The following is a 20,274-nucleotide window of genomic DNA, read 5'->3' on the forward strand; positions in this document are numbered from 1 at the left end:
GTGTCCCCGCGAACACTGGAACGGCGTGTCATGAGCAAAATCGGCGAACTGCTGGTACAGCAGGGCAAAATTTCCGAGCGCGATGTCGAGCGCACCCTGCTGGCCCAGGGCGAAATGGGCGACCTGTTCGGCCAGGTGCTGGTCAAGCTGGGCCTGGTATCGGAGCAGGATATCGCGCTGGTGCTCAGCGAGCAGTTGGGCATTGCGCTGCAACTGGCGTCGGATTACCCCGAAGAGCCGGTAACGCTGGACGGCCTGGCCCAGGAGTTCCTGGTGAACAATGCGGTGGTGCCGGTGGCAGTGGATGACAGCGGCGTCCGTTTTGCCGCCGCGGTGCCGCAGGATCCCTTCCTGGCCAAGGCCCTGGCGATGGCGCTGGACCGGCCGGTCAGTATCGTGCTGGGCCTGGAGAGCGATATCGCCCGCGCGCTGCAATTGCGGCTGCAGTCGGCCGATGGGGAGAGCGACGACGAAGACGGCTTTGGCGACCAGTTCAGTGGCCAGACCGACGACGATTTCATCGAGCACCTGAAGGACCTGGCCAGCGAGGCGCCGGTGATCCGCCTGGTCAACCAGATCATTCACCGGGCGGTGGACATGGGCGCCTCGGATATCCATATCGAACCCTTCGAGGACGGCCTGCAACTGCGCTACCGGGTGGACGGGGTGCTGCAGGAGGCCACCGACGCCCCGGCGGTGAACCTCGGTGCCGCGATCGCCTCGCGCATCAAACTGCTGTCGCACATGAACATTGCCGAGCGGCGGCTGCCCCAGGATGGCCGCATCATGATCCGGGTCAAGGGCCACGAGCTGGACCTGCGGGTTTCGACCATTCCCACCGTGCATGGCGAGAGCATTGTGATGCGGGTGCTGGACCGCGGCAGCATCCGCCTCAGTCTCACCGCGATGGGCTTCAGCGACGACACCCTGCGCCGCTACCAGCGCCTGCTGGACAGCCCCCACGGCGTACTGCTGGTCACCGGTCCCACCGGCTCGGGCAAGACCACCACCCTGTATGCCTCACTGGCTTCGCTGGACTCCGACAAATTGAAGATCATCACCGTGGAAGACCCGGTGGAGTACCAGCTGCAGGGGGTCAACCAGATCCAGGTGCAGTCCCAGATCGAGCTGAATTTTGCCCGGGCGCTGCGCGCCATTCTGCGCCAGGACCCGGATATCATCATGATCGGGGAGATGCGTGACGGGGAAACCGCCCAGATCGGGGTGCAGTCCGCGCTGACCGGTCACCTGGTATTGTCCACGCTGCACACCAACACCGCCGCCGGCGCGATCACCCGGCTGGAGGACATGGGTATCGAGCGCTACCTGATCACCTCCGCGGTCAACGGGGTGCTGGCCCAGCGCCTGGTGCGCACACTGTGCAAGCACTGCAAGGCGCCGCTCGAACTCGATGCGGACTCGATCCAGCGCTACGGCCTGGCCCGTTTCATCGACGCGGCCAATCCCACGGTCTACCAGGCCCGTGGCTGTACGCACTGCCTGGAGACGGGCTACGCCGGCCGGACCTCGATCCACGAGCTGTTCTGCCTGGACGAAGAGATGCACCGGGAGATCATGAGCGGTGCGGACGCCACCCTATTGCACGCGGCGGCCCGCCGCCAGGGCATGATTACCCTGTATGAGGACGGCCTGCGCAAGGTCGTGCAGGGGCAGACCTCGCTGGAGGAAGTCATGCGGGTGACCCAGGACCAGAGTGAGGCCGGTGGTCCGCCCGCGGCCGCGGTGGCCTGACGCCCATGGCCTATTTCAATTACCGGGCGATCGGCCGCGATGGCAAGCCGCTGGACGGCACCGTGGAAGCCGATGGCCTGGAACTGGCCTCGCGTCAGTTGCGGGCCCAGGGCCTGACCCTGCTCAAACTGGAGGCCGGGGCCGGCGCCGCGGCCGCCAAAAAGGGCAGCGGCAAGGCGATCAAGCGCCAGGACGTCCTGTCCACCACCAGCGAACTGGCGGTGCTGCTGCGCGCCGGCCTGCCGCTGGACCGGGCCCTGAAGGTGCTGATCGACATGGCCTCGGAGCCGGCGCTTGAAGTGCTGCTGCAGGAATTGCTGACCGCGGTGAAAGGCGGCAAGGCCTTCAGCCAGGCATTGCAGCCCCACAGCGACGTATTCGGTAATTTCTATATCAATATGGTGCGCTCGGGTGAGGCCAGCGGCCAGCTGTCCGCTGTGCTGGACCGGCTGGTGGAGTACCTGGAGAATGCCAAGGCCAACCGCGACAGCGTGGTAGCCGCGCTGATCTACCCCGCCATCCTGCTGGTGGTGTCGGTATTGTCCATCGTGCTGATGCTGGGCTTTGTGGTGCCGCAGTTCGAGACCCTGTTCGAGGACATGGGCGAAGCGCTGCCGCCGCTGACCGCGATGGTGATAGGCGCCGCCGATTTCATCAAGAGCTACGGCTGGCTGATCCTGCTGCTGCTGGCAGGCGTCGGCCTGTACCTGCGCAGCTGGCTGCGAACCGAACATGGTCAGGCCAGCAAGGATCGTCGCCTGCTGCGCCTGCCGCTGGCGGGGGGGATCATCTTCCAGTTTGAGGTGTCCAAGTTCGCGCGCACCGTAGGCACCCTGTTGGGCAACGGCGTATCGCTGCTGAAGGCCATCTCCATCGCCATCGATACGGTCGACAACCGGGTGCTGAAGGACGCGCTGCAGGTGCTGCCACCGGCGGTGAAGGCCGGCCGGCGGATGTCGGTGGCGCTGGAGGAAACCGGCATGTTCACGCCGATGGTGATACAGATGACCCGGGTGGGCGAGGAATCGGGCAGTCTGGACAAGATGATGCTGGAGCTGGCCAAGGTCTTCGACAGCCATGTGCAGGTGGGCGTCAAGCGCGGCCTCACGCTGCTGGAACCGGTGCTCATTCTGGGCATGGGTTTTGTGATTGCGGTGATCATCATCGCCATCTTGATGGGCATCCTGTCGGTCAACGACCTGGCGATCTGACAGTTGCCTGGGAATAAGCCGGTTCACCACGCCGTCTGTCAGGAATACTTATTATCAACGGGAGTACACGAATAGCATGCATATGACATTACAAGGCCGGCGCAGCTCGCGGGGCAGGAACCGGGGTTTCACACTGATGGAGCTGCTGGTGGTGCTCGCGATCCTGGGCCTGCTGATGAGCCTGGTGGGGCCCCGGGTGCTGAACCAGCTCGGTGGTGCCAAGACCAAGACCGCCGCCATCCAGATCAAGGACCTGGAGCAGGCGCTGGAAATGTACAAGCTGGACGTGGGGCGCTTTCCGTCCAGCAATGAGGGTTTGGACGCACTCGTGAGCAAGCCGCCCAGTGCCGCGGGCTGGAATGGCCCCTATCTGAAATCGGACGTGCCGCTGGATCCCTGGAACCGCGAATACATGTACAAGTACCCTGGTGACAGGGGCGAGCTGGATATCTACAGCTACGGCCAGAACGGTACTCCCGGAGGCGAGGGTGAAGACCAGGATGTGGGCAACTGGTAGCACCCAGCGCGGCTTTACCCTGCTGGAACTGATGGCGGCGCTGGCGATTGCCGGCCTGGTGCTGGCGCTGGCGGTGCCCTCGACCATGCGCATGTACGACAATATCCGCTACCGGCAGGCGGTGCGCGATGTCGTGACCCTGTTCGGCAGTGCCCGCTACCAGGCCATGCACAGTGGCCGCGCGCAGAGCGTGGAGATCGATCCGGGCAAGCGTCGCATCAGCTTTGCTTCCACGGTGCACCAGTTGCCGGCCGGGTTCAGCGTCAGCGTGCACTCCGCGCGTGAGCTCAACCGCGGCGGGGTCGGCGTGATCCGCTTCTACCCCGAGGGTGGCGCCAGCGGTGGCGGTGTCGATATCGAGTCTGCCCGTGGTGCCGGAGTGAGCATTACGGTGGACTGGCTGCTGGGCAATGTCAGTCAGGAAGCCTATGCGGCCCGCTAGGCGCGCTGCCGGGTTCTCCCTGCTGGAGATGCTGGTGGCGATGGCGATCCTGGGGCTGTCGCTGGGGGCACTGTACCAGGCTACCAGTGGCGCCACCCGCAACGTGCGCATGGATGAAAAGTACGCCTACGGCGTCGAGCTGGCCCGTTCGCTGCTGGCGGATTATGCGGTGGTGCCGCTCAGCGGTACCGCTGCCCGCGGCGAAACCACCGGCGGCTTCCTGTGGCGGGTGGCAACCAACCCGATTCCGCAACAGGGTCCCGGCGGTCTGACCGGAGGAGCGCTGCAGTACATTGAGGTATCGGTCAGCTGGACCGACGGCAGCAGCGCGCGCCAGGTGGTGCTGAACTCCGTGGTAGCGGGCGCCGGCGAGACGTGAATCCGGGCCATTCCACTGCTGGCCGCCAGCGCGCTTTCACTCTGGTGGAAGTGGTGGTGGCGCTGTCGGTGCTGTCATTGATCATGCTCGCCACGATCACGGCGCTGCGCACCTTTGCCAGCACCCAGCAGACGCTGGACCGGATGATGGCGCGGGTCGACGAGGTCCGCAGTGCCAGCAGCCTGTTGCGGGACCTGGTCGACAGTGCCGTGATCGGCGATGGCCCGGACCTGGGCGGGCTGACCCTCGGCGGCGCCAGCCAGCAGTCTGGCGCCTTCTTCCAGGGCGATGACACGGCCCTGGTGTGGAAGGCGAATATCATGTTTGGCGAAAGCTTCGGCGGCCAGTACCTGTTGCGTCTGGCCCGCGAGCAGGACGAACTGGTGCTGCGCTGGCAGGAACCGACGCCCAACAACCGCGAGGCGGACTGGTCGGAGACCCCGTCGCGGCCCCTGCTGACCGGCCTGCAGACTTTTGCCGTGGCGTATCGGCCCGGCGTCGGCGAGGACTGGGTGGACGAGTGGATCACTGCCGGCAGCGCCTCGCCGGCCACATTGCGGCTGCGGATCCGCACCCGCGACCGGTTCTGGCCCGACCTGATCATGCAGGTGCCGCAATGAGCGGGGGCCGTTGCGGGGAATTTTCGGCGGCGCCTGGACGTCACTGTCAGCGACAGCGCGGTGTGGCGCTGGCGATGGTAGTCTGGTTTATTGCCGCCATGTCCCTGCTGGTGGTCGGTATCGTCCACGAAGCGCGGGTCGACGTGCGCCTGGCGCAGACCCACCTGGCCCGGGCCAAGGTCGCCGCGGCGGGTGACGGCGCCATCAATCTGCTGCTGTCGCGGCAGGGAGAGCTGCGCGCAGAGCGGCAGTCACCGGCCGATGGCGAGGAGCCCGTGCTGGATGGAGAATTCGCGCTGGGGCAATTGCGGGTCCGGGTGCAGATGGTGCCGGTGTCGCGCCTGATCAAGGTCTATTCCGAAAAGCCGGGACCGCTGGCGGCACTGTTCGCCGAGCGCGGTGGAATCAGCCGCGGAGAGGCCCAACGGCTGGCAGACAATGTGGTACAGTTGCGCAACCCGCGGGGCCGCCGGGGCAGCGGACCTGCGCTGGAAACGCCGGAGGACCTGCTGCGCATAGAGGGTTTTGACCGCGCGCTGCTCGATGCCATCCGCGACGATATCACCGCGCTGGATCGCGGCTACCGGCTGGACGCGGTAATGGATTATGACGGCCGCCGCTGGCTGCGCCGGCGCTGGGTATCCCTGCAGGCCGCCGGGCCGTCGCTGTTGCCCTGGCAGATAAAACGCACCGAGGCGCCGCGGGTGATCGGTGGCTAAACACACAATGGCTGGCTTACATGCTCGATAACACACAGCAATGGTACCTGTTTGGCTACGACATGCGCCGTATCGGCCATCACTGGCAGGTGGCCTGGGCGGAATTCCTCTGGGGCGACCGCTCGCCGGTGCGGGCGCGGCTGGATGACGTGGTGCGGCTGCAGGGAGAAACCGGTACCGCGCTGTACCACGCCGGCCACCCGGTAAGCGCGGGCGAGGCCAGTTGCGAAGCCGTGCTGCTGCCGGATGAGCTGGTGCTGTTCAAGCCACTGGCGGTGCCGCGCGCGGCGGAAGACGAGCTGGACTCGGTGATGGCGCTGGAGGTCATGGCCAACAGCCCCTTTCCCGCCGATGACACCGCGGCTGGCTGGACCCTGCTGGGCCGCGACGAGAAGCACCTGCGGCTGCAATTGGCGATTGTCTCGAACAGCGCGGTGATGCGTTACCTGGGAAGCCGTTACGACCTGCACGACCCCCACGCCAGGGAGGTCTGGGCGATGGCCGCAGAGCAGCCGGTGGTGCTGCGCGGCTTCGGCGAATCCCGGCGTCTGCAGCGCTACCAGCGGCGCCTGTTGCGGATGGCTGGCTGGCTGGGCGCCAGCCTGCTGACCCTGCTGCTGATTCTGGCGCTGCTGGCGGGTGGCAAGTATCTCCAGTTGCAGCAATACCAGGCCCTGGCCGACACCGTACAGCAGGAGGCCGCCGATGTGATCGGCCTGCGGGAATCGCTGAGCGCCGCCAACCAGACCGTGGCCGGGGTCAATGAACTGTTGAATGAATTTCCCAACCCGCATGTGGAACTGGCGCGTCTGACCCGTCTGCTGGGAGACGATGCCTACATCGCCCAGCTCACCATGCGCGGCCAGGAACTGCGGCTGCGCGGTCGCGCCGCCAATGCGGCCGGGGTCATGGAAGAGCTGATCCGTCAGGAGGCCTTTGCCGTGGTTACCGACCAGGGCATCACCAAGGTCGGCGATACCGGCCTGGAACAGTTCAACGTCAGCATCCAGTTGCAGGACAGGGCGCCATGATGAGCTGGCTGCGGGCAAACCCCCGCTACGCAGTGCTGGTGCTTGGCACCGCGGTGTTGCCGCTGCTGCTGGTGCTGTACCTGACCGCGGGCCTGCTGGGCCTGCGCGCCGAATACCAGGCCGGCATCGAACGGCTCGAGCCGCGCGTCGCCCGCTTGCAGGGCCTGCTGGAACGCGAAGACGAACTGCGGCAGGCTGCTTCCGCCGTGGGCTCCGACGTGCTGGACCTGGTCTATCCTGCCACCGACGACCACCAGGCCGTATCCGCCATGCTGCAAAAGAACGTGCGGGAAATCTTTGCCGCTGCCGGCCTGGTGGTCAGCAACAGCCAGATCCTGCCCGTGCGGGAGGAAGACGGATTCGACCATATCGCCATCAAGTTCACCGCCTCGGGCGACCTGCCGGCCCTGGACATAGCGCTGGCCGACATCAACGCTTACCTGCCCCTGCTGCTGATCGAATCCATCGACGTCTGGCCCGCGCGCGCCTCCGGCCGCCGCGGCAGAGACAGTTCCGAACAGGACATCACCGCGACGGTGCAGGTCCTGGCACTGAAGGCGCGGGCATGAACGCGCTGCAGGCGCTGCGCGCGCGCTACCAGGTGCGGACCAATCCGCTGCGCACCGAGCGCAACATCGAGCTGGTGGCGGTGGCACTGTTGCTGCTGCTATTGTTGCTGCTGATCTACACAGGCCTGCGGGCAGCGATCCCCCCGTCGCCTACCCCGGTGGAGCCGGCCGCTTCCTCGCTGACCATCGCCGACCAACTGGCGCGCCGTTCCGTCAGCAGCGAAGACAGCGAAGAACTGCGGGCGCGCCCGCTGTTCTGGGAGGGGCGCAGGCCGGCAGCACCCAAGCCAGTGGCGCCCGTGGCAAAGAAAACCAGCGAGCCGGCCTCCAAACTGAAGGACGTGCGCCTGCTGGGCGTATTCGGCGACGCCGACGCCGCCGGCATGATCGTGCTGGTCAATGACAAACAGAGCCGGGTATTGATGGGACAGTCGCTGTCGGGCTGGGAATTGCAGGAAGTCGCGTCCGACCACGTGGTACTGGTCAGCGGGCGCAATACCGAAAAACTGAGCCTGCAGCGCTCGATCACCGGCAAACAGGCCCGGCCGCGAAGGGAAACCCCCGCGCCACAGAGCCGTCCCGGCCCCCAGCGCGATGCCCCGCCGAAGGACCGCCCGCAGGGTGACGTTCGGATGGGCGAGGATGGCGGGCAGAACCTGTGAATGCATCGAGTTGTGAATCGAGGGCACTTACTTTGGGCGGGGTGGACTTCGTAGTCCGGCCGGTGCCCTGGGTGGGTGTTTTCAAGACGCGCCGTGAACCCATCCATGGGGGCTCGGATGCGACATCCATGTCGCATACGGTCTTGAAAACACCCACCCAGGACACCGGCCTACCATCGGAGCCAGCTTAAAGTGTATGCCATACAATGGGTACGGCATTGTGGATGAACGGCACTGGCTTGGGGCTAGTCGCGGTGTGAGGGCACTGCTTTCGGAGAATGCTTTCGAGACCGTTTGCCGCATGGATGCGGCAACCGAGCCCCCATGGACGGGTTCACGGCGTGTCTCGAAAGCATTCTCCGGAAGTAGTGACCGCATTATTGGCACCCAACTATTAGTGTGTCATTCAATTGTGAACGGAAAGTACAAGGAAAATTTATGTTGCGGCCCCTGACTGCGCTCGTCATGGTCTCACTGCTGGCCAGCTGTAGCCTGCTGGACAACCAGTTCCGGGGCAAGCCCTACGGCAAGCCCGATACCGGGGACTCCGAACAGCCCGCCGAGCCGGCCGCCATGCCGCGCTCCGCCGAGGAACTCGCGGCCCGCCAGCAGGCAGAGAAAGAATCCGAACGGCTCCAGCCCTCCCTGTACCGGGGTACCGACCAACCCATCAACATGCCGGCGCTGGAAGAACCCATCCGCCTGGTGGGCGAGGATGTCAGCCTCAATTTCGAAGAGGCGCCGCTGGGCGAAGTGGTGCACGCCGTGCTGGGCGATATCCTCGGCCTGGACTATATCGTCGACCATCCCGTCCAAGGCAACATCACGCTGCGCTCGCGCACCCCGATTCCCCGGGACCAACTGCTGCAGGTGCTGGAATCGCTGCTGCGGGCCAACAACGTCATCATGACCCGCGGCGCCGATGGCCGCTACCTGGTGACCGGGTCAGAACAGGGCACCCGGCTGGCGCCGCGGCTCTCCAATCCCGAATCCGAGCGCGCAGGCTACAGCACGATAGTGGTCCCGCTGCAGTACATCAGCGCCAGCAACATGGCCGAGATTCTCGGCCCGATGGCAGAGGAGCAGGCCTTTCTCCGGGTCGACAACAGCCGCAACCTGTTGATACTGGCCGGTACCCAGGCGCAGCTTGATGGCTGGCTGGACATGATCGCCACCTTCGACGTCGACCTGCTCAAGGGCATGTCGGTGGGCCTGTTTCCGCTTGAAAACAGCCGCGTGGAAGACGCTGCCCAGGTGCTCGACGGCATGCTGGGCAGCGGCAGCGGCGATGGGGGTGAAGGCGAGGGCGGGCAGGGCAGCAATAATTTTTCCCGGCTGGTGCGCATCATACCGGTCAAGCGCCTCAACAGCCTGCTGGTGGTCACACCCAGGTCGCATTACCTGGATACGGTGGGTACCTGGATCGAGCGGCTGGATACCACCCCGGATTCCAATTTCGAAAAAAGCCTGCATGTCTATCCGGTGCAGAACACCACCTCCAGCCGGCTGGCTGACCTGATCCGGGGTATTTATTCCGGTGGTGGTGGGGGTGGTCGCTCCACGGGGCCGGCCGCGCGTTCAGGCGCCACCGACCGCGGGGTCGCCCCGGGCATGTCCATGGAATCGATCGGTTCCGGTTCCAGCAGCAGAAGCGGCCGCTCCAGTGGCAGTTTTGGGTCTGGCAGCAGCTCAGGCAGCAGTGGTATCGGCAGTTTTGGCAGCAGCAATCGCAGTAGCGATACCGGCGGCAGCACGGTCACCAGCATCGGTGGTGACGAGGAGAGTGAGATTGCCGATGTGCGGGTGGTGGCGGACGAGGAAAACAACTCGCTGATGATCTACGCCACCGGCAAGCAGTACGGCATTATCGAGGATGCGTTGCGGCAGCTGGACGTGGTTGCCACCCAGGTGATTATCGAGGCCAGCATCCTGGAAGTGACACTCACCGAAGATCTGGAATACGGCCTGGAGTGGTCCTTCAAGAATGGGCTGGGCGGACGCTACGACGGCTCCGGCCAGCAGGTGAGCTCCGGCTCCGCGCCCTCGGTTTCTGCGCCAGGTTTTTCCTATTCCATCACCAACCCGGCCGGCAATATCAATGCGGTGCTCAATGCCTTGTCAGAGGACAGCCTGATCAACGTGATCTCCTCCCCGTCGGTGATGGTGCTGGACAACCACACCGCGTATATTCACGTCGGCGATCAGGTGGCCATCCGTCAGGGCTCGCTGGTCAGTGAGGGCGGTACGGTTACCCAGAATTTTCAGTACCGCGACACCGGCGTCAAGCTGATGGTGCGGCCCTCGGTCAATGCCGGTGGCCTGGTGACGATGGACGTGGAGCAGTCAGTGACTGATATAGGTACTGCTACGATCAACGAGCAACCTACGTTCCTGGAGCGCAATATCATGAGCCGGGTGGCGGTACGCTCCGACGAATCGGTGGTATTGGGCGGATTGATCCGCGAGAACGCGTCCAGCAGAGACTCGGGCGTGCCTCTGTTGCACCGTATTCCCGTCCTCGGTGCGCTGTTTGGCAGCACCGTGAACAACAACCGCCGCACCGAGTTGCTGGTGATCATCACGCCGCGGGTACTGGCCAACGAGACCGAGCTGCGTGAGGTCAGTCAGGAACTGCGCTCCCGGGTGCGTCATATGCAACTGATCGACGATCCGCTGCTGGAAGAGCCCCTGGCGGAAGACTAGGACCCGCACAATCCTGTAACATGGCTATACCGACACTATATATAGAAGGATGTGCGGCAATTCATAGGGTGCGTTGACGAAGGAAACGCACCACCGCCCAGCTCATAGGGTGCGTTGACAAAGGAAACGCACCACCACCCAGCTCATAGGGTGCGTTGACAAAGGAAACGCACCACCACCCCGAACCAGGTGCATTTCCTTCGTCAACGCACCCTATACCGGAAGAAGTGAAGCAATACAGGAAGAGGCGAACAAAGCCTGAGCAGCCGCCATTCTTCGATATAGAGCCTATATCCATTCTCTTATATAGAGCTTATATATAGAAGACTGTGCAGGAGCCTGAAACAATCATCGGCATCAGCCGCTATTTATCGTCGACGTTGGGCGCTTTTCCCCCGGAAATTCGTGTAAATTTTACACACGAAAGTAATGGAATAAATTGGCCGCTGGCATATGGCGAAGCCCCGGACGGGCCGGCAGCACTGCTTGACCCGATGCCGAAGGGCTCCACGCGAGGCCGACTCGAGGCTTGCAGTCACACCACACGGCGGCTTCGCTGTACACCATATACCGGCTGCGGTGGCGGCTACGGACAGCAGCCAAGCCGCTTTCATTGTGCTCCCCGGGCGCGCTATAATCGCCGCCCGATCAAGTAAAAGGTAACTATTTCAATATGTTAAAGCGAGAATCACGGTTGTTCATGGCGGCACTACTGGTGCTGGCCTGCCTGGGTATCAGCGCCTGTGGCCAGATGCAGACCAAGCAGGAACTCACCGAGGCTGACATCGCCGCGCTGGAACAGCGGGTGCGCGAGCGCTGGCAAACACTGATCGACAAGGACTTTGCCGAGGCCTGGGAGTACGCCTCACCTAACTATCGAGCTGTTGTGCCTAAGAATATGTTTAGGCACAATTTTTCCTATACGCTGGATTGGCAGTTGACAGGAATTGAAGTTGTTGCCTATGATGCTGACGCAGCTGTGGCGAGTGTGACGGTTCGGGTCATGTCCAAGCCGGTCAAACAAACCTCGATATCTGCTCAATTTGGAGCCGTGCCTGCAACAATTCGCGAGAAATGGGTTAGCATTGATGGCGAGTGGTGGCACAGCACCAACGGTTAGTCTGGCTATCGGGTTGAAAGCTGGCTGCAGCTAGCAATAATAGCGCTAGCAATCTGTAATTTGGTTGTGAAGTAAAAAACACATTAGGAGCTCCTCTATGAATGCGAATTTCAAACCCTTAGGCCTTGCTGCAGCGGTAGCCGCGGTAACAGCCGGGTACGCTGGTATCACGACCGCGCAAGAGCCGTCAATCAACGGCCTCGGCAACGTGGGCCTGGTGCCTTACTACACCGTACGTGACGGCTTCGGTACCGGCGTACATATTACCAACACCAGCGAGGCCACCCAGGTAGTCAAGGTTCGCCTGCGTCGCGGCACCGACTCCATGGATGCCCTCGACTTCAACCTGATCCTGTCGCCGAAAGACGTCTGGACCGGCTTCCTGAGCACTGACGGTGATAACATCGTCTTTACTACCCAGGACGAATCCTGCACGGCGCCCGGAAGAGTCAATGGGCAGTTCACTATGCCCCCGATCTACCGCGAAAACGCGGAAGAGGGCTACATTGAAATCATTGGCATGGGTCAGCCAGTTTCTGAATCTACACCTATTGCAGTGGCCGCCAAGCACACGTCAGAAGGCGTTCCTGCGGATTGTGCCGGCGTTCGCAGCAACTTTTTCGCGAATGGCGATGCAGGTGGTCCGTCTCAGGGCGTTATCGATTATGACGAAACCTACCAGATCAGCACTGTTACCGGTGTGCCCAGTGGCGTAACGATTTATGAAGCGCCTGAAAACGCGCTGAAGGTCTCTTTCTTCATTCGTGACTCCGAGTCAGGTATAGAGTTCGGTAACGAGGCGTTCCACCTTCAGAACTTCCTGGCTGAGCCCTCGATGACCAACCAGCAAACTGGTCTCTTCAGCGGCGATCTGGAAGGTTTCGACTACCCTGACTTGAACGGTGGCTGGGTTGGTGTTGATCGCGGCAAGTTCAACGCTTTGCGCACCGCTTTTGGCAGCGCATCCGTGATCAATGACTGGTCAGCCAATGCAGACCTTAACGTCGGCACCGACTGGGTTATCACTTTCCCGGGCCAGTACACCATGTTGAGCCTGCCTCACTACTTCGGCTCCCTGTTCAACGAAGCGGTAACGTGTTCTCGCGGTGATCCGGCTACCGCTGGTGGTGGAAATGACGATCTGGAGACAGCAGCTTGTGACTTCCGCGATATACCGGCCACAGCAACGTTCGACGTATACGATCGTGAAGAGCAGCAAATTACCCAGGAGGAAGGTGGTCTTGTAGTATCTCCCCAGCCTCCCGGTCAGGTTACCCGGACCGAGCTGCCGTACGAAGTTAACGTGGTGCGGTGGGGCGTAGATCCCGTGCTGAACAGCCAGAACTCAGATATCAGCGTGGATGTGCCAGATAGCCCATTTGGCTGGGCTGAGCTGGCGGTTACCAGCATGGACGCGAATCTCGCAGTTTGTGACGCAACTGCGCTTTCGGCCGGCCTGACTCTGGGTGATACCAATACCGTGACTGAGGACAGTGTTGCAGCAGCAGCCGCAGCTCAGGATTGTACTGATCTCTCCACTGTTAATCTGATCCCGAAGATTGGTTTCGTGGCTTGGGAACGCGGCTTCCCCGCTAACCCTGACGCGAACTATGGTCGGATCGTAGAGCACTCTTACGGCGTTGCTTCTTGATGCTGTGATAGTCTCTAAAGCTCTGATGTAGTAAACTGAAAACCGGCACCGAAAGGTGCCGGTTTTTTTTGTGCCAAAGAATTTGTCCAGAGGTTCCAGAAAATGGTTGTCCGGAAATGGTTGTTGCAGTGCTGTGCTGCGCTGTTGTGTGTATCATCCCTCGCCCAGGCGAAGGATGTGATTGTTGATGGTGATGTAAAAATAAGTCGGGCTGAGTTCGAGCAGATTGTTTCCCGCTGGAATGCGGAGATGCGCGAATCAGCCGCTACCGACCATGGCGACCGGCTGGAGCTGATCAATATCGCGCTGATGAACAAGAAACTGGCGGCAGCCGCTGAAGCGCTTACCGAGGAGGAAGATCCAGAGGCCTACTGGCGGTTGCATTTCCAGCTGCAGTCGGTGAAACGTAACTTCATGGTGGACCGCTACGCCAAGTCCATTGAGATACCCGATATGAGTGAATTGGCGCAGGAGCGCTATCACACCGAGAAAGACAAGTATGCCAAGGTGCCTGAGCACCGCCTGACTTCCCATATCCTCTTTATGTGCCAGCCTGGCAAGTGTGACCGGGAACCCGTGCGGACCAAGGCACGGAAAGTACTGCAGCAACTTCAGGATGGCGCCGACTTCGAGGAAATGGTGGAGCAGCACTCGGAGGACCCTGGCTCCAAAGAGAAGGGCGGTTTGTACGACAAATGGTTCAGCCTCGGTGGAAAGGGCGTGGAGCCGCGCTATACCGGCGGCGCATTTGAAATCGAAGAGGTGGGCCAGTATTCCGATCTGGTGGAAACCCAGTTCGGGGTTCACCTGATCCGCCTCGACGGTATCCGCGAAGAGCATTACCTGCCCTATGAGGAGGTGAAGGACAGTATCATCTCCCACCTGCGCGCCGAATACCGCAAACTGGCCATGAAGGAATACGAGGCCCAGTTGATGATAAGCGACGACGCCTACATCGACGGCCCGGCGATGGACGAGATACTGGAACCTTATAAAAAGGATTAGTATCTGTCCGGAACGGTTCATCCGGGCGGCGCCAGAGACACAGTGTCATCGTGCCGCGCCGGAATGAGACCGGCCGGCAGCGCAGCCATGGAGTGATGAATCACTGATGCGTAACGTTGTTATCCTCGGCATGCACCGTTCGGGGACGTCGATGGTGGCCGGTGAACTGGTCGCGGCGGGCCTGTACGCGGGCGCGGCCGAAGAACTGCTGGATGCCCAGGAGGATAATCCGGTTGGCTTCTGGGAGCGTCAGGATGTGGTGGCGCTCAATGACCAGATGCTGGAAACGGCGGGTGGCAGCTGGTTCAGCCCCCGGCCGCTACGCTGCAGCCAACGCCGGAATACGAGGCAGAGACAGCCGCCATCCTGGCGAAATTCCCCGGCGGCCAGCCCTGGTTGCTAAAGGACCCGCGCATGGTGCTGACCTGGCCCGCCTGGCAGGCGGCGCTGGGGGATGCGGTGCCGGTGTATGTCTACCGCGATCCCTGCACGGTAGCGGTCTCCCTGCATCGCAGGAACGGCTTCCCGCTGGCCCTGGGCCTGGCCCTGTGGGAGCACTATAACCGCACTGCCCTTGCCATCATCGCCGGCCGTGAGTCGGTTGCGATCAGCTATGAAGCCATTGTCGCCGATTCCCGGGCCAGCCTGCAGGCCATGCTGCGTCAACTGGCGCAGCTGGATGTGCCCTGCGCTGTCGAGGCTGGCCATGACACCTACCGGCCCGAGCTGACCCGTTCCCTGCGCGATTCAGAGCCGATGGCGCGGGCCATGGCGCTGTTGACGCCGTCCCAGCGCTCGCTGCGGGACTACTGTGAGACACTGTGCGCCGGCCACGAGCTGCCGCCACTGGCGCCCGAGGATGCCAGCCTGCAGCCGACCCTGGATGATCTGGCGCGGGCCCCGGATTCCGTCGCCCGCGGCCTGGAGGCCGGCGCCGAACTGGCCCGTCAGCAGCAGCTGTGCGCCGAGCGCACCGGCGAGCGGGACCAGGCGCTGGCGCAGTTGCGCCAACTGGAGGGTGACTACCGCCAGTTGGGGGTAGCCCACGAGGATGAACTGTCCCGCCACCGGCGCCTGCAGCAGCAGCAACAGGCACTGGAGCAGGACCATGCTGCCCTGGCCGCTGCGCACCGGGCCGAGGTGACGCGCCATGAACAGCTGCAGGTGGAACACCAGGCGCTGGTGGAGAAGGCCGAGTTCCTGTTCATCACGCTGACGCGTACCTACACCAACCTGCTGGAGTTCGAGCGCTCCCGGCTGGGTGCAATACAGCGCCTGGTGCGACGCGGCTACAAATTTCTCACCCGGCGCCGCGGCATCAGCACCAGCTATGAGGACGCGCTGGCGGATGCCCGTGAGCACTACGCGGAGTTTGAACTGACGCTGCCGGAGCGGCCGCCCGGCAAGCTGGCTCTGCTGCTGCCGGTGTTGCGTTATATGGCGGCCCACCCGGTGTCCTCGTTGCGCAGCTTCAGTCTGGCCCGGCTCTGGCGCGGCCTGACAGTGCTGCGCAAGTCCAGTGCGGCGGATTTCAATGTCTGGGTGGGCAGCCGCTTTCCGCAGGCGGCCGGCCCCGCGGCGATCCCGCTGCCGGCGGAGCTGGATCCGGAGCTGGATTTCCGCGAGCTTGAATTTCCGGTTGCCGCACAGCCGCGGGTGTCCATCATTGTACCGGTCTACAACGACTACCGGGTGACGATGAACTGCCTGGTGGCATTGCTGGAGCACACCTCCGGCGTCGATTATGAAGTGCTGCTGGGGGATGACCACTCCTCCGACCTGACCGCGACGATAGGGCAGCGGGTGCGCAACATTCGCGTGCTGCGCGGCGAGGTCAACCGCGGCTTCCTGGAAAACTGCAACGCCGCTGCCGCCGAAGCGCGCGGTGACTTCCTGCTGTTCCTGAATAATGACACCTCGGTCTGCCCCGGCTGGCTGCAGCCGATGCTGGAGCTGATGGAGCGTGATCCGCAGGTGGGCGTAGTGGGCCCCAAACTGCTGTTCGCCGACGGCAGCTTGCAGGAGGCCGGCGGCATTATCTGGGATGACGCCTCGGGCTGGAACTTCGGCCGCGCGGACGACCCCGCCAAACCCGAATACAACTATGTAAAACCGGTGGACTATGTGTCCGGCGCCTGTCTGCTGCTGCGCCGCGCGCTGTGGCAGCAGCTGGACGGCTTTGACCAGCGTTACGTGCCCGCCTACTACGAGGATTCGGACCTGTGCTTCGCGGCGCGCGCCGCCGGCTACCAGGTGCTGTACCAGCCCGCCTCGCAGGTGTATCACTTTGAAGGGGTCAGCAATGGCACCGATACGGGCAGCGGCGTGAAGCGCTACCAGCTGGAGAACCAGCAGAAATTCCTGGCCAAGTGGCGGCCGGTGCTGGAGCGCGACCATTTCCCCAACGCAGAGCATGTGTTCCAGGCCCGGGACCGATCCCGGGACCAGCGCAGTGTGCTGTTCATCGATCACTACGTGCCCCATTACGACAAGGACGCCGGCTCCCGCTCCACCCTGATGTACGTGCAGCTGATGGTCGACATGGGCTACCGCGTGATATTCATGGGGGCCAACTTTTTCCCCCACCAGCCCTACACCGAAACGCTGCAGCAGATGGGGGTGGAGGTGCTGGTGGGCGAGTACAGCGCCCGCAACCTGGATCGCTGGCTGCAGGACAATGCCGGCTATATCGACAACGTCTACCTGCACCGACCCCATGTGGCCGAGCAGTTTCTGCCCCACCTGGAGAAGATGGAGCCCCGGCCCCGGATCATTTTCTTCGGCCACGACCTGCACTACCTGCGCATCACCCGCGAGCACCAGCTTGGCAGTGATCCGGCGCTGCTGGAGTCCGCCAACAACTGGCGCAGGCGAGAGTATGCCGTGTTCGAGCGGGTGGACCAGATCTACTACCCGTCGGTGGTGGAAGTGGAGGCAATCCACGCCCAGCGCCCGGAACTGTCGGTGCGGGCGATTCCACTGTATGCGGTGGCCGCCGGGCCGCTGCCGGAGTACCGGCCCCAGCCCGACGGCGGCTTGCTGTTTGTCGGCGGCTTCAATCATCCGCCCAATGTGGATGGCATCCACTGGCTGGTGGAGTCGGTGCTGCCGCTGCTCAGGCAGACCCATCCCGGACTGCACCTGCATATCGTCGGCTCCAATCCCACCGAGGCGGTGCTGGCGCTGCAGGCGGAGCAGATCACTGTTCACGGCTACCTGCCGGATGCGGAACTGCAGGCGCTGTACCGGCGGGTGCAGCTGGCGGTAGTGCCCCTGCGCTTCGGCGCCGGGGTAAAGGGCAAGGTGCTGGAGGCGGTACAGCAGCGGGTGCCGCTGGTGACAACCCCGGTCGGCGCCGAAGGCATCCCGGCGGCAGACAGCGTGATGGCCATTGCCGACGGCGCGGAGGAATTCGCGGCCGAGGTGGCGCGCATCCTGGCGGGCGAGCCCGAGCCGCTGGCCAGGCTGGAGCGTTACGATGACTGGCTGGAGGCCCATTTCAGCGCCGCCAGGGCCGAGGCCATCATCGCCGAGGACTTCGGCCCCCCCGGCGCCAGCGGGGCGTTGCCGGCGAGGTTGCCGCCGCCCGATGAGGCATGTGCTGCTGCATGGCCATATCTTCAAGAATGCCGGCACCACGCTGGACTGGTCGCTGCGGCGCAGCTTTGGCGAGGGCTTCCTGGACCACCGCGACGACGAGGCAATGCGCAACCAGGGCCAGGGACATCTGGCGCAGCTGCTGGCAGCGAAGCCGGACTTGCAGGCGCTCTCCAGCCACCATCTGACCATCACACCGCCGCAGCTGGCGGGGTCCACCTCCATCCAGTCTACCTGCTGCGTCATCCGTTACGGCGCATACGCTCCGTGTACCGCTTCGAGCGCCAGCAGCAGGCGGATACACCGGGAGCGCGGGCGGCCAGGCATAATTCATTCCCCGATTACATCCGTTGGCGCATGCTGCCCGAAGTGTCAGGTGCGATCCGTAACTACCAGACCCGCTATCTGGCCGGCGAACACGGGCCGGTCGAAGAGCCCGCGCAGCAGCTGGAACTGTTTGCCGCGGCGCTGGCGAGGCTGCAGCAGCTGCCGCTGGTGGGTGTGGTCGAGCGTTACGATGAGAGCATGGTGCTGCTGGAGTCGCTGCTGCGGCCGTATTTCCCGGAGCTGGACCTGGCCTGGCTGCCGCAGAACGTGACCCGTCAGAAAACGGATGATGACGCTGCGGCAGAGGTGGCGGCGATGCTGACGGAACTGGGTCCGCTCGCCCAGACTGTGATTGACAACAACAGCTATGATTTTGCATTGTATCAGGCGGCTGATGCCCGGCTGCAGCTCGCAATGGGCAGATTGACGACTTTGCGGCCAGGCTTGCGGATTTCCGCCGGCGCTGCGCGCAGCTGAGGCCGGCCCAGTGAGCGACTGGTGGAGCCGTAATGCCCGAAATAGCATCGCCCATGATCCATCGAGAGTCGTTTCTCGCCGCCCTGGCCGGGCTTGACAGCAGGCGCTTCGCGCGCGCGGTGCCGGCCTACCAGCACAGTATCCTGACCACCGCTTCCTTCTCCCTGCCCTGTCCCTGGACCGGGGCCGCGGTGACGGCTGGCGCCTGTTACCTGGGCAACATCAGTCCGCTGGGGTTTGGTGATCTGGTCGTGGCCTATCGGCTGGCCTGCCGGCAGCCCATCTGGCTGCTGGCAGGCAGCGTCAAGGACGGTTATCCGCTGCTCGAAGCCTTCGTTCCGGGCAGTGGCGAGCGCCTCTGGTGCAGGGGGCCGGACTACAGCGAGCAGCTGGCGCCGCTGCGGCAGCAGCTGACCGCGCTGGAACACAGTGCCGCCGACGCGCTGGCGCAGCCGCCGCCGGGCCCGCCCACACTGCTGCTGGGTCACCCCAACTTCGCCCACCATCTGTGGAATGAGCTGTCGGCGCTGGCCTGCTGGCTGGAGCAGGAACCGGCCGGTCTGGACCGCTGCCGGCTGGATCTGTTGTATGAACCACTGCTGCCGGTGACAGCGCTGTTTGCAGCGCAACCGGCGCTCAGTTGCCAGCGGGTGGATGTCGCCCGCCTGCTGGGTCTGCAAGCCTCGATGGTGACCCGGATAGGCGGCAGTTGCATTCCCACGGACCTGCGCGGCCGGCTGCACGAGGCGGCGGCTCGCCTGCACAGCCGGCACCTGGTGGCACCCATGGAACGGGCCCTGCAGGGCTGCGCCCCCGTCTTCTGGCTGACCGTGCGGGTCGACAGCCGTACCGCAGTCAACGAGGACGAGTTCCTGGCAGCGCTGGTGCGGGCGCTGTTGGCTGTGTACCCGCGGGCCGGGTTCATGATCGACGGTTTTTCCTGGCCCGCCGACTTCGACCAGCCGATCTACTCAAGCCCAGCCGAAAAACCGGTCGAGGCGGCCACGCTGGGATTGAGGCCCGGGCCGATCGAAAGCCTCGCCCAGCTGTTCCGGGAGCGGGAGCGGGCGATCGCCGACAATCTGGAACCATTGCTGGCGAGGCTGGCGAGGCTGGCAGGGCTGGCGCCGGTGGTGGTCAACCTGTCGGGCCTGGGCATGACGGAGGTGATACATCTGGGCCGGCTGGCGGACTATTACATTAGCCACACCGGCACTTTGCAGCACAAGATAGCCTGGCTGCACAACATTCCGGGCTTCGTGCATGCCAACAGGACAGGGCTGGGCCGCGGCGTGGGCAGATGGCTGGCGGCGCAGTTGGAGGATGGCATCGCGCCCGATCTGCTCAGTGTGGAGCTGGTGGAGGACCGCCCCACCATCCGCGGCTTCAACCAGGTGGAGCGCAACCGCGACTACTGCATAGTCGATGTCGACGCCGCGGTGGCGCAGGTTCTGGCCAGTATCCGGCGTCACGGCATCGGTTGAACCGGGCG

General features: G+C 63.5%; 17 protein-coding genes. All 17 read left to right on the forward strand.

Annotated features, from left to right (window positions below; genetic code table 11):
• The first annotated feature begins 30 nt into the window (after positions 1-30).
• The 17 genes from G3T16_RS13755 to G3T16_RS13835 all read left to right on the forward strand — a co-directional run bounded on the left by G3T16_RS13755 (position 31) and on the right by G3T16_RS13835 (position 20,266).
• On the forward strand, positions 31-1,752 hold the full coding sequence (locus G3T16_RS13755; protein ID WP_163495746.1) for a GspE/PulE family protein: 1,722 nt from the start codon (positions 31-33) through the stop codon (positions 1,750-1,752).
• Between the two features lie 5 nt (positions 1,753-1,757).
• On the forward strand, positions 1,758-2,963 hold the full coding sequence (locus tag G3T16_RS13760; RefSeq protein WP_163495747.1) for a type II secretion system F family protein: 1,206 nt from the start codon (positions 1,758-1,760) through the stop codon (positions 2,961-2,963).
• Positions 2,964-3,045: 82 nt separating this feature from the next.
• Entirely contained in the window at positions 3,046-3,480 is a 435-nt protein-coding gene (gene gspG / locus G3T16_RS13765) for a type II secretion system major pseudopilin GspG (protein ID WP_163495748.1), read from the forward strand.
• A complete protein-coding gene (locus G3T16_RS13770) occupies positions 3,464-3,922 on the forward strand; it encodes a prepilin-type N-terminal cleavage/methylation domain-containing protein (protein ID WP_163495749.1) in 459 nt (152 codons plus the stop codon). The genes gspG and G3T16_RS13770 overlap by 17 nt, the downstream gene beginning before the upstream one ends.
• A complete protein-coding gene (locus G3T16_RS13775; RefSeq protein WP_163495750.1) occupies positions 3,909-4,301 on the forward strand; it encodes a type II secretion system protein in 393 nt (130 codons plus the stop codon). Before G3T16_RS13770 ends, G3T16_RS13775 begins: the two co-directional genes overlap by 14 nt.
• Positions 4,298-4,921 carry a prepilin-type N-terminal cleavage/methylation domain-containing protein gene (locus G3T16_RS13780; protein WP_163495751.1) on the forward strand — a complete coding sequence of 208 codons (624 nt, stop codon included), beginning with the start codon at positions 4,298-4,300 and terminating at the stop codon, positions 4,919-4,921. The genes G3T16_RS13775 and G3T16_RS13780 overlap by 4 nt, the downstream gene beginning before the upstream one ends.
• On the forward strand, positions 4,918-5,640 hold the full coding sequence (locus tag G3T16_RS13785; RefSeq protein WP_163495752.1) for a hypothetical protein: 723 nt from the start codon (positions 4,918-4,920) through the stop codon (positions 5,638-5,640). The genes G3T16_RS13780 and G3T16_RS13785 overlap by 4 nt, the downstream gene beginning before the upstream one ends.
• A gap of 20 nt (positions 5,641-5,660) precedes the next feature.
• The gene (locus tag G3T16_RS13790) at positions 5,661-6,671 is read left to right on the forward strand and encodes a PilN domain-containing protein (RefSeq protein WP_163495753.1); all 1,011 of its coding nucleotides are present in this window, start codon (positions 5,661-5,663) and stop codon (positions 6,669-6,671) included.
• Positions 6,668-7,240 (forward strand): type II secretion system protein GspM, encoded by a 573-nt coding sequence (gspM, locus tag G3T16_RS13795; RefSeq protein WP_163495754.1) that lies wholly within the window; start codon positions 6,668-6,670, stop codon positions 7,238-7,240. Before G3T16_RS13790 ends, gspM begins: the two co-directional genes overlap by 4 nt.
• Positions 7,237-7,902: a type II secretion system protein N gene (locus G3T16_RS13800; RefSeq protein ID WP_163495755.1), complete on the forward strand. Its 666-nt coding sequence runs from the start codon at positions 7,237-7,239 to the stop codon at positions 7,900-7,902. The genes gspM and G3T16_RS13800 overlap by 4 nt, the downstream gene beginning before the upstream one ends.
• Before the next feature lie 438 nt (positions 7,903-8,340).
• Complete coding sequence (gene gspD, locus G3T16_RS13805; protein WP_232059079.1) at positions 8,341-10,605, forward strand: type II secretion system secretin GspD; 2,265 nt, start codon at positions 8,341-8,343, stop codon at positions 10,603-10,605.
• A gap of 673 nt (positions 10,606-11,278) precedes the next feature.
• Positions 11,279-11,725, forward strand: coding sequence for a hypothetical protein (locus G3T16_RS13810; protein WP_163495756.1), 447 nt, complete (start codon positions 11,279-11,281; stop codon positions 11,723-11,725).
• A gap of 97 nt (positions 11,726-11,822) precedes the next feature.
• On the forward strand, positions 11,823-13,376 hold the full coding sequence (locus G3T16_RS13815; RefSeq protein WP_163495757.1) for a hypothetical protein: 1,554 nt from the start codon (positions 11,823-11,825) through the stop codon (positions 13,374-13,376).
• 249 nt (positions 13,377-13,625) lie between these two features.
• Complete coding sequence (locus G3T16_RS13820) at positions 13,626-14,381, forward strand: peptidylprolyl isomerase (RefSeq protein ID WP_163495758.1); 756 nt, start codon at positions 13,626-13,628, stop codon at positions 14,379-14,381.
• Positions 14,382-14,487: 106 nt separating this feature from the next.
• Entirely contained in the window at positions 14,488-14,784 is a 297-nt protein-coding gene (locus G3T16_RS13825; protein WP_163495759.1) for a hypothetical protein, read from the forward strand.
• Between the two features lie 11 nt (positions 14,785-14,795).
• The gene (locus G3T16_RS13830; RefSeq protein WP_163495760.1) at positions 14,796-18,782 is read left to right on the forward strand and encodes a glycosyltransferase; all 3,987 of its coding nucleotides are present in this window, start codon (positions 14,796-14,798) and stop codon (positions 18,780-18,782) included.
• A gap of 32 nt (positions 18,783-18,814) precedes the next feature.
• Entirely contained in the window at positions 18,815-20,266 is a 1,452-nt protein-coding gene (locus tag G3T16_RS13835) for a hypothetical protein (protein WP_163495761.1), read from the forward strand.
• Positions 20,267-20,274: the final 8 nt, after the last annotated feature.

The sequence above is a fragment of the Kineobactrum salinum genome, assembly GCF_010669285.1.
In the GTDB taxonomy this organism is placed as follows: domain Bacteria; phylum Pseudomonadota; class Gammaproteobacteria; order Pseudomonadales; family Halieaceae; genus Kineobactrum; species Kineobactrum salinum.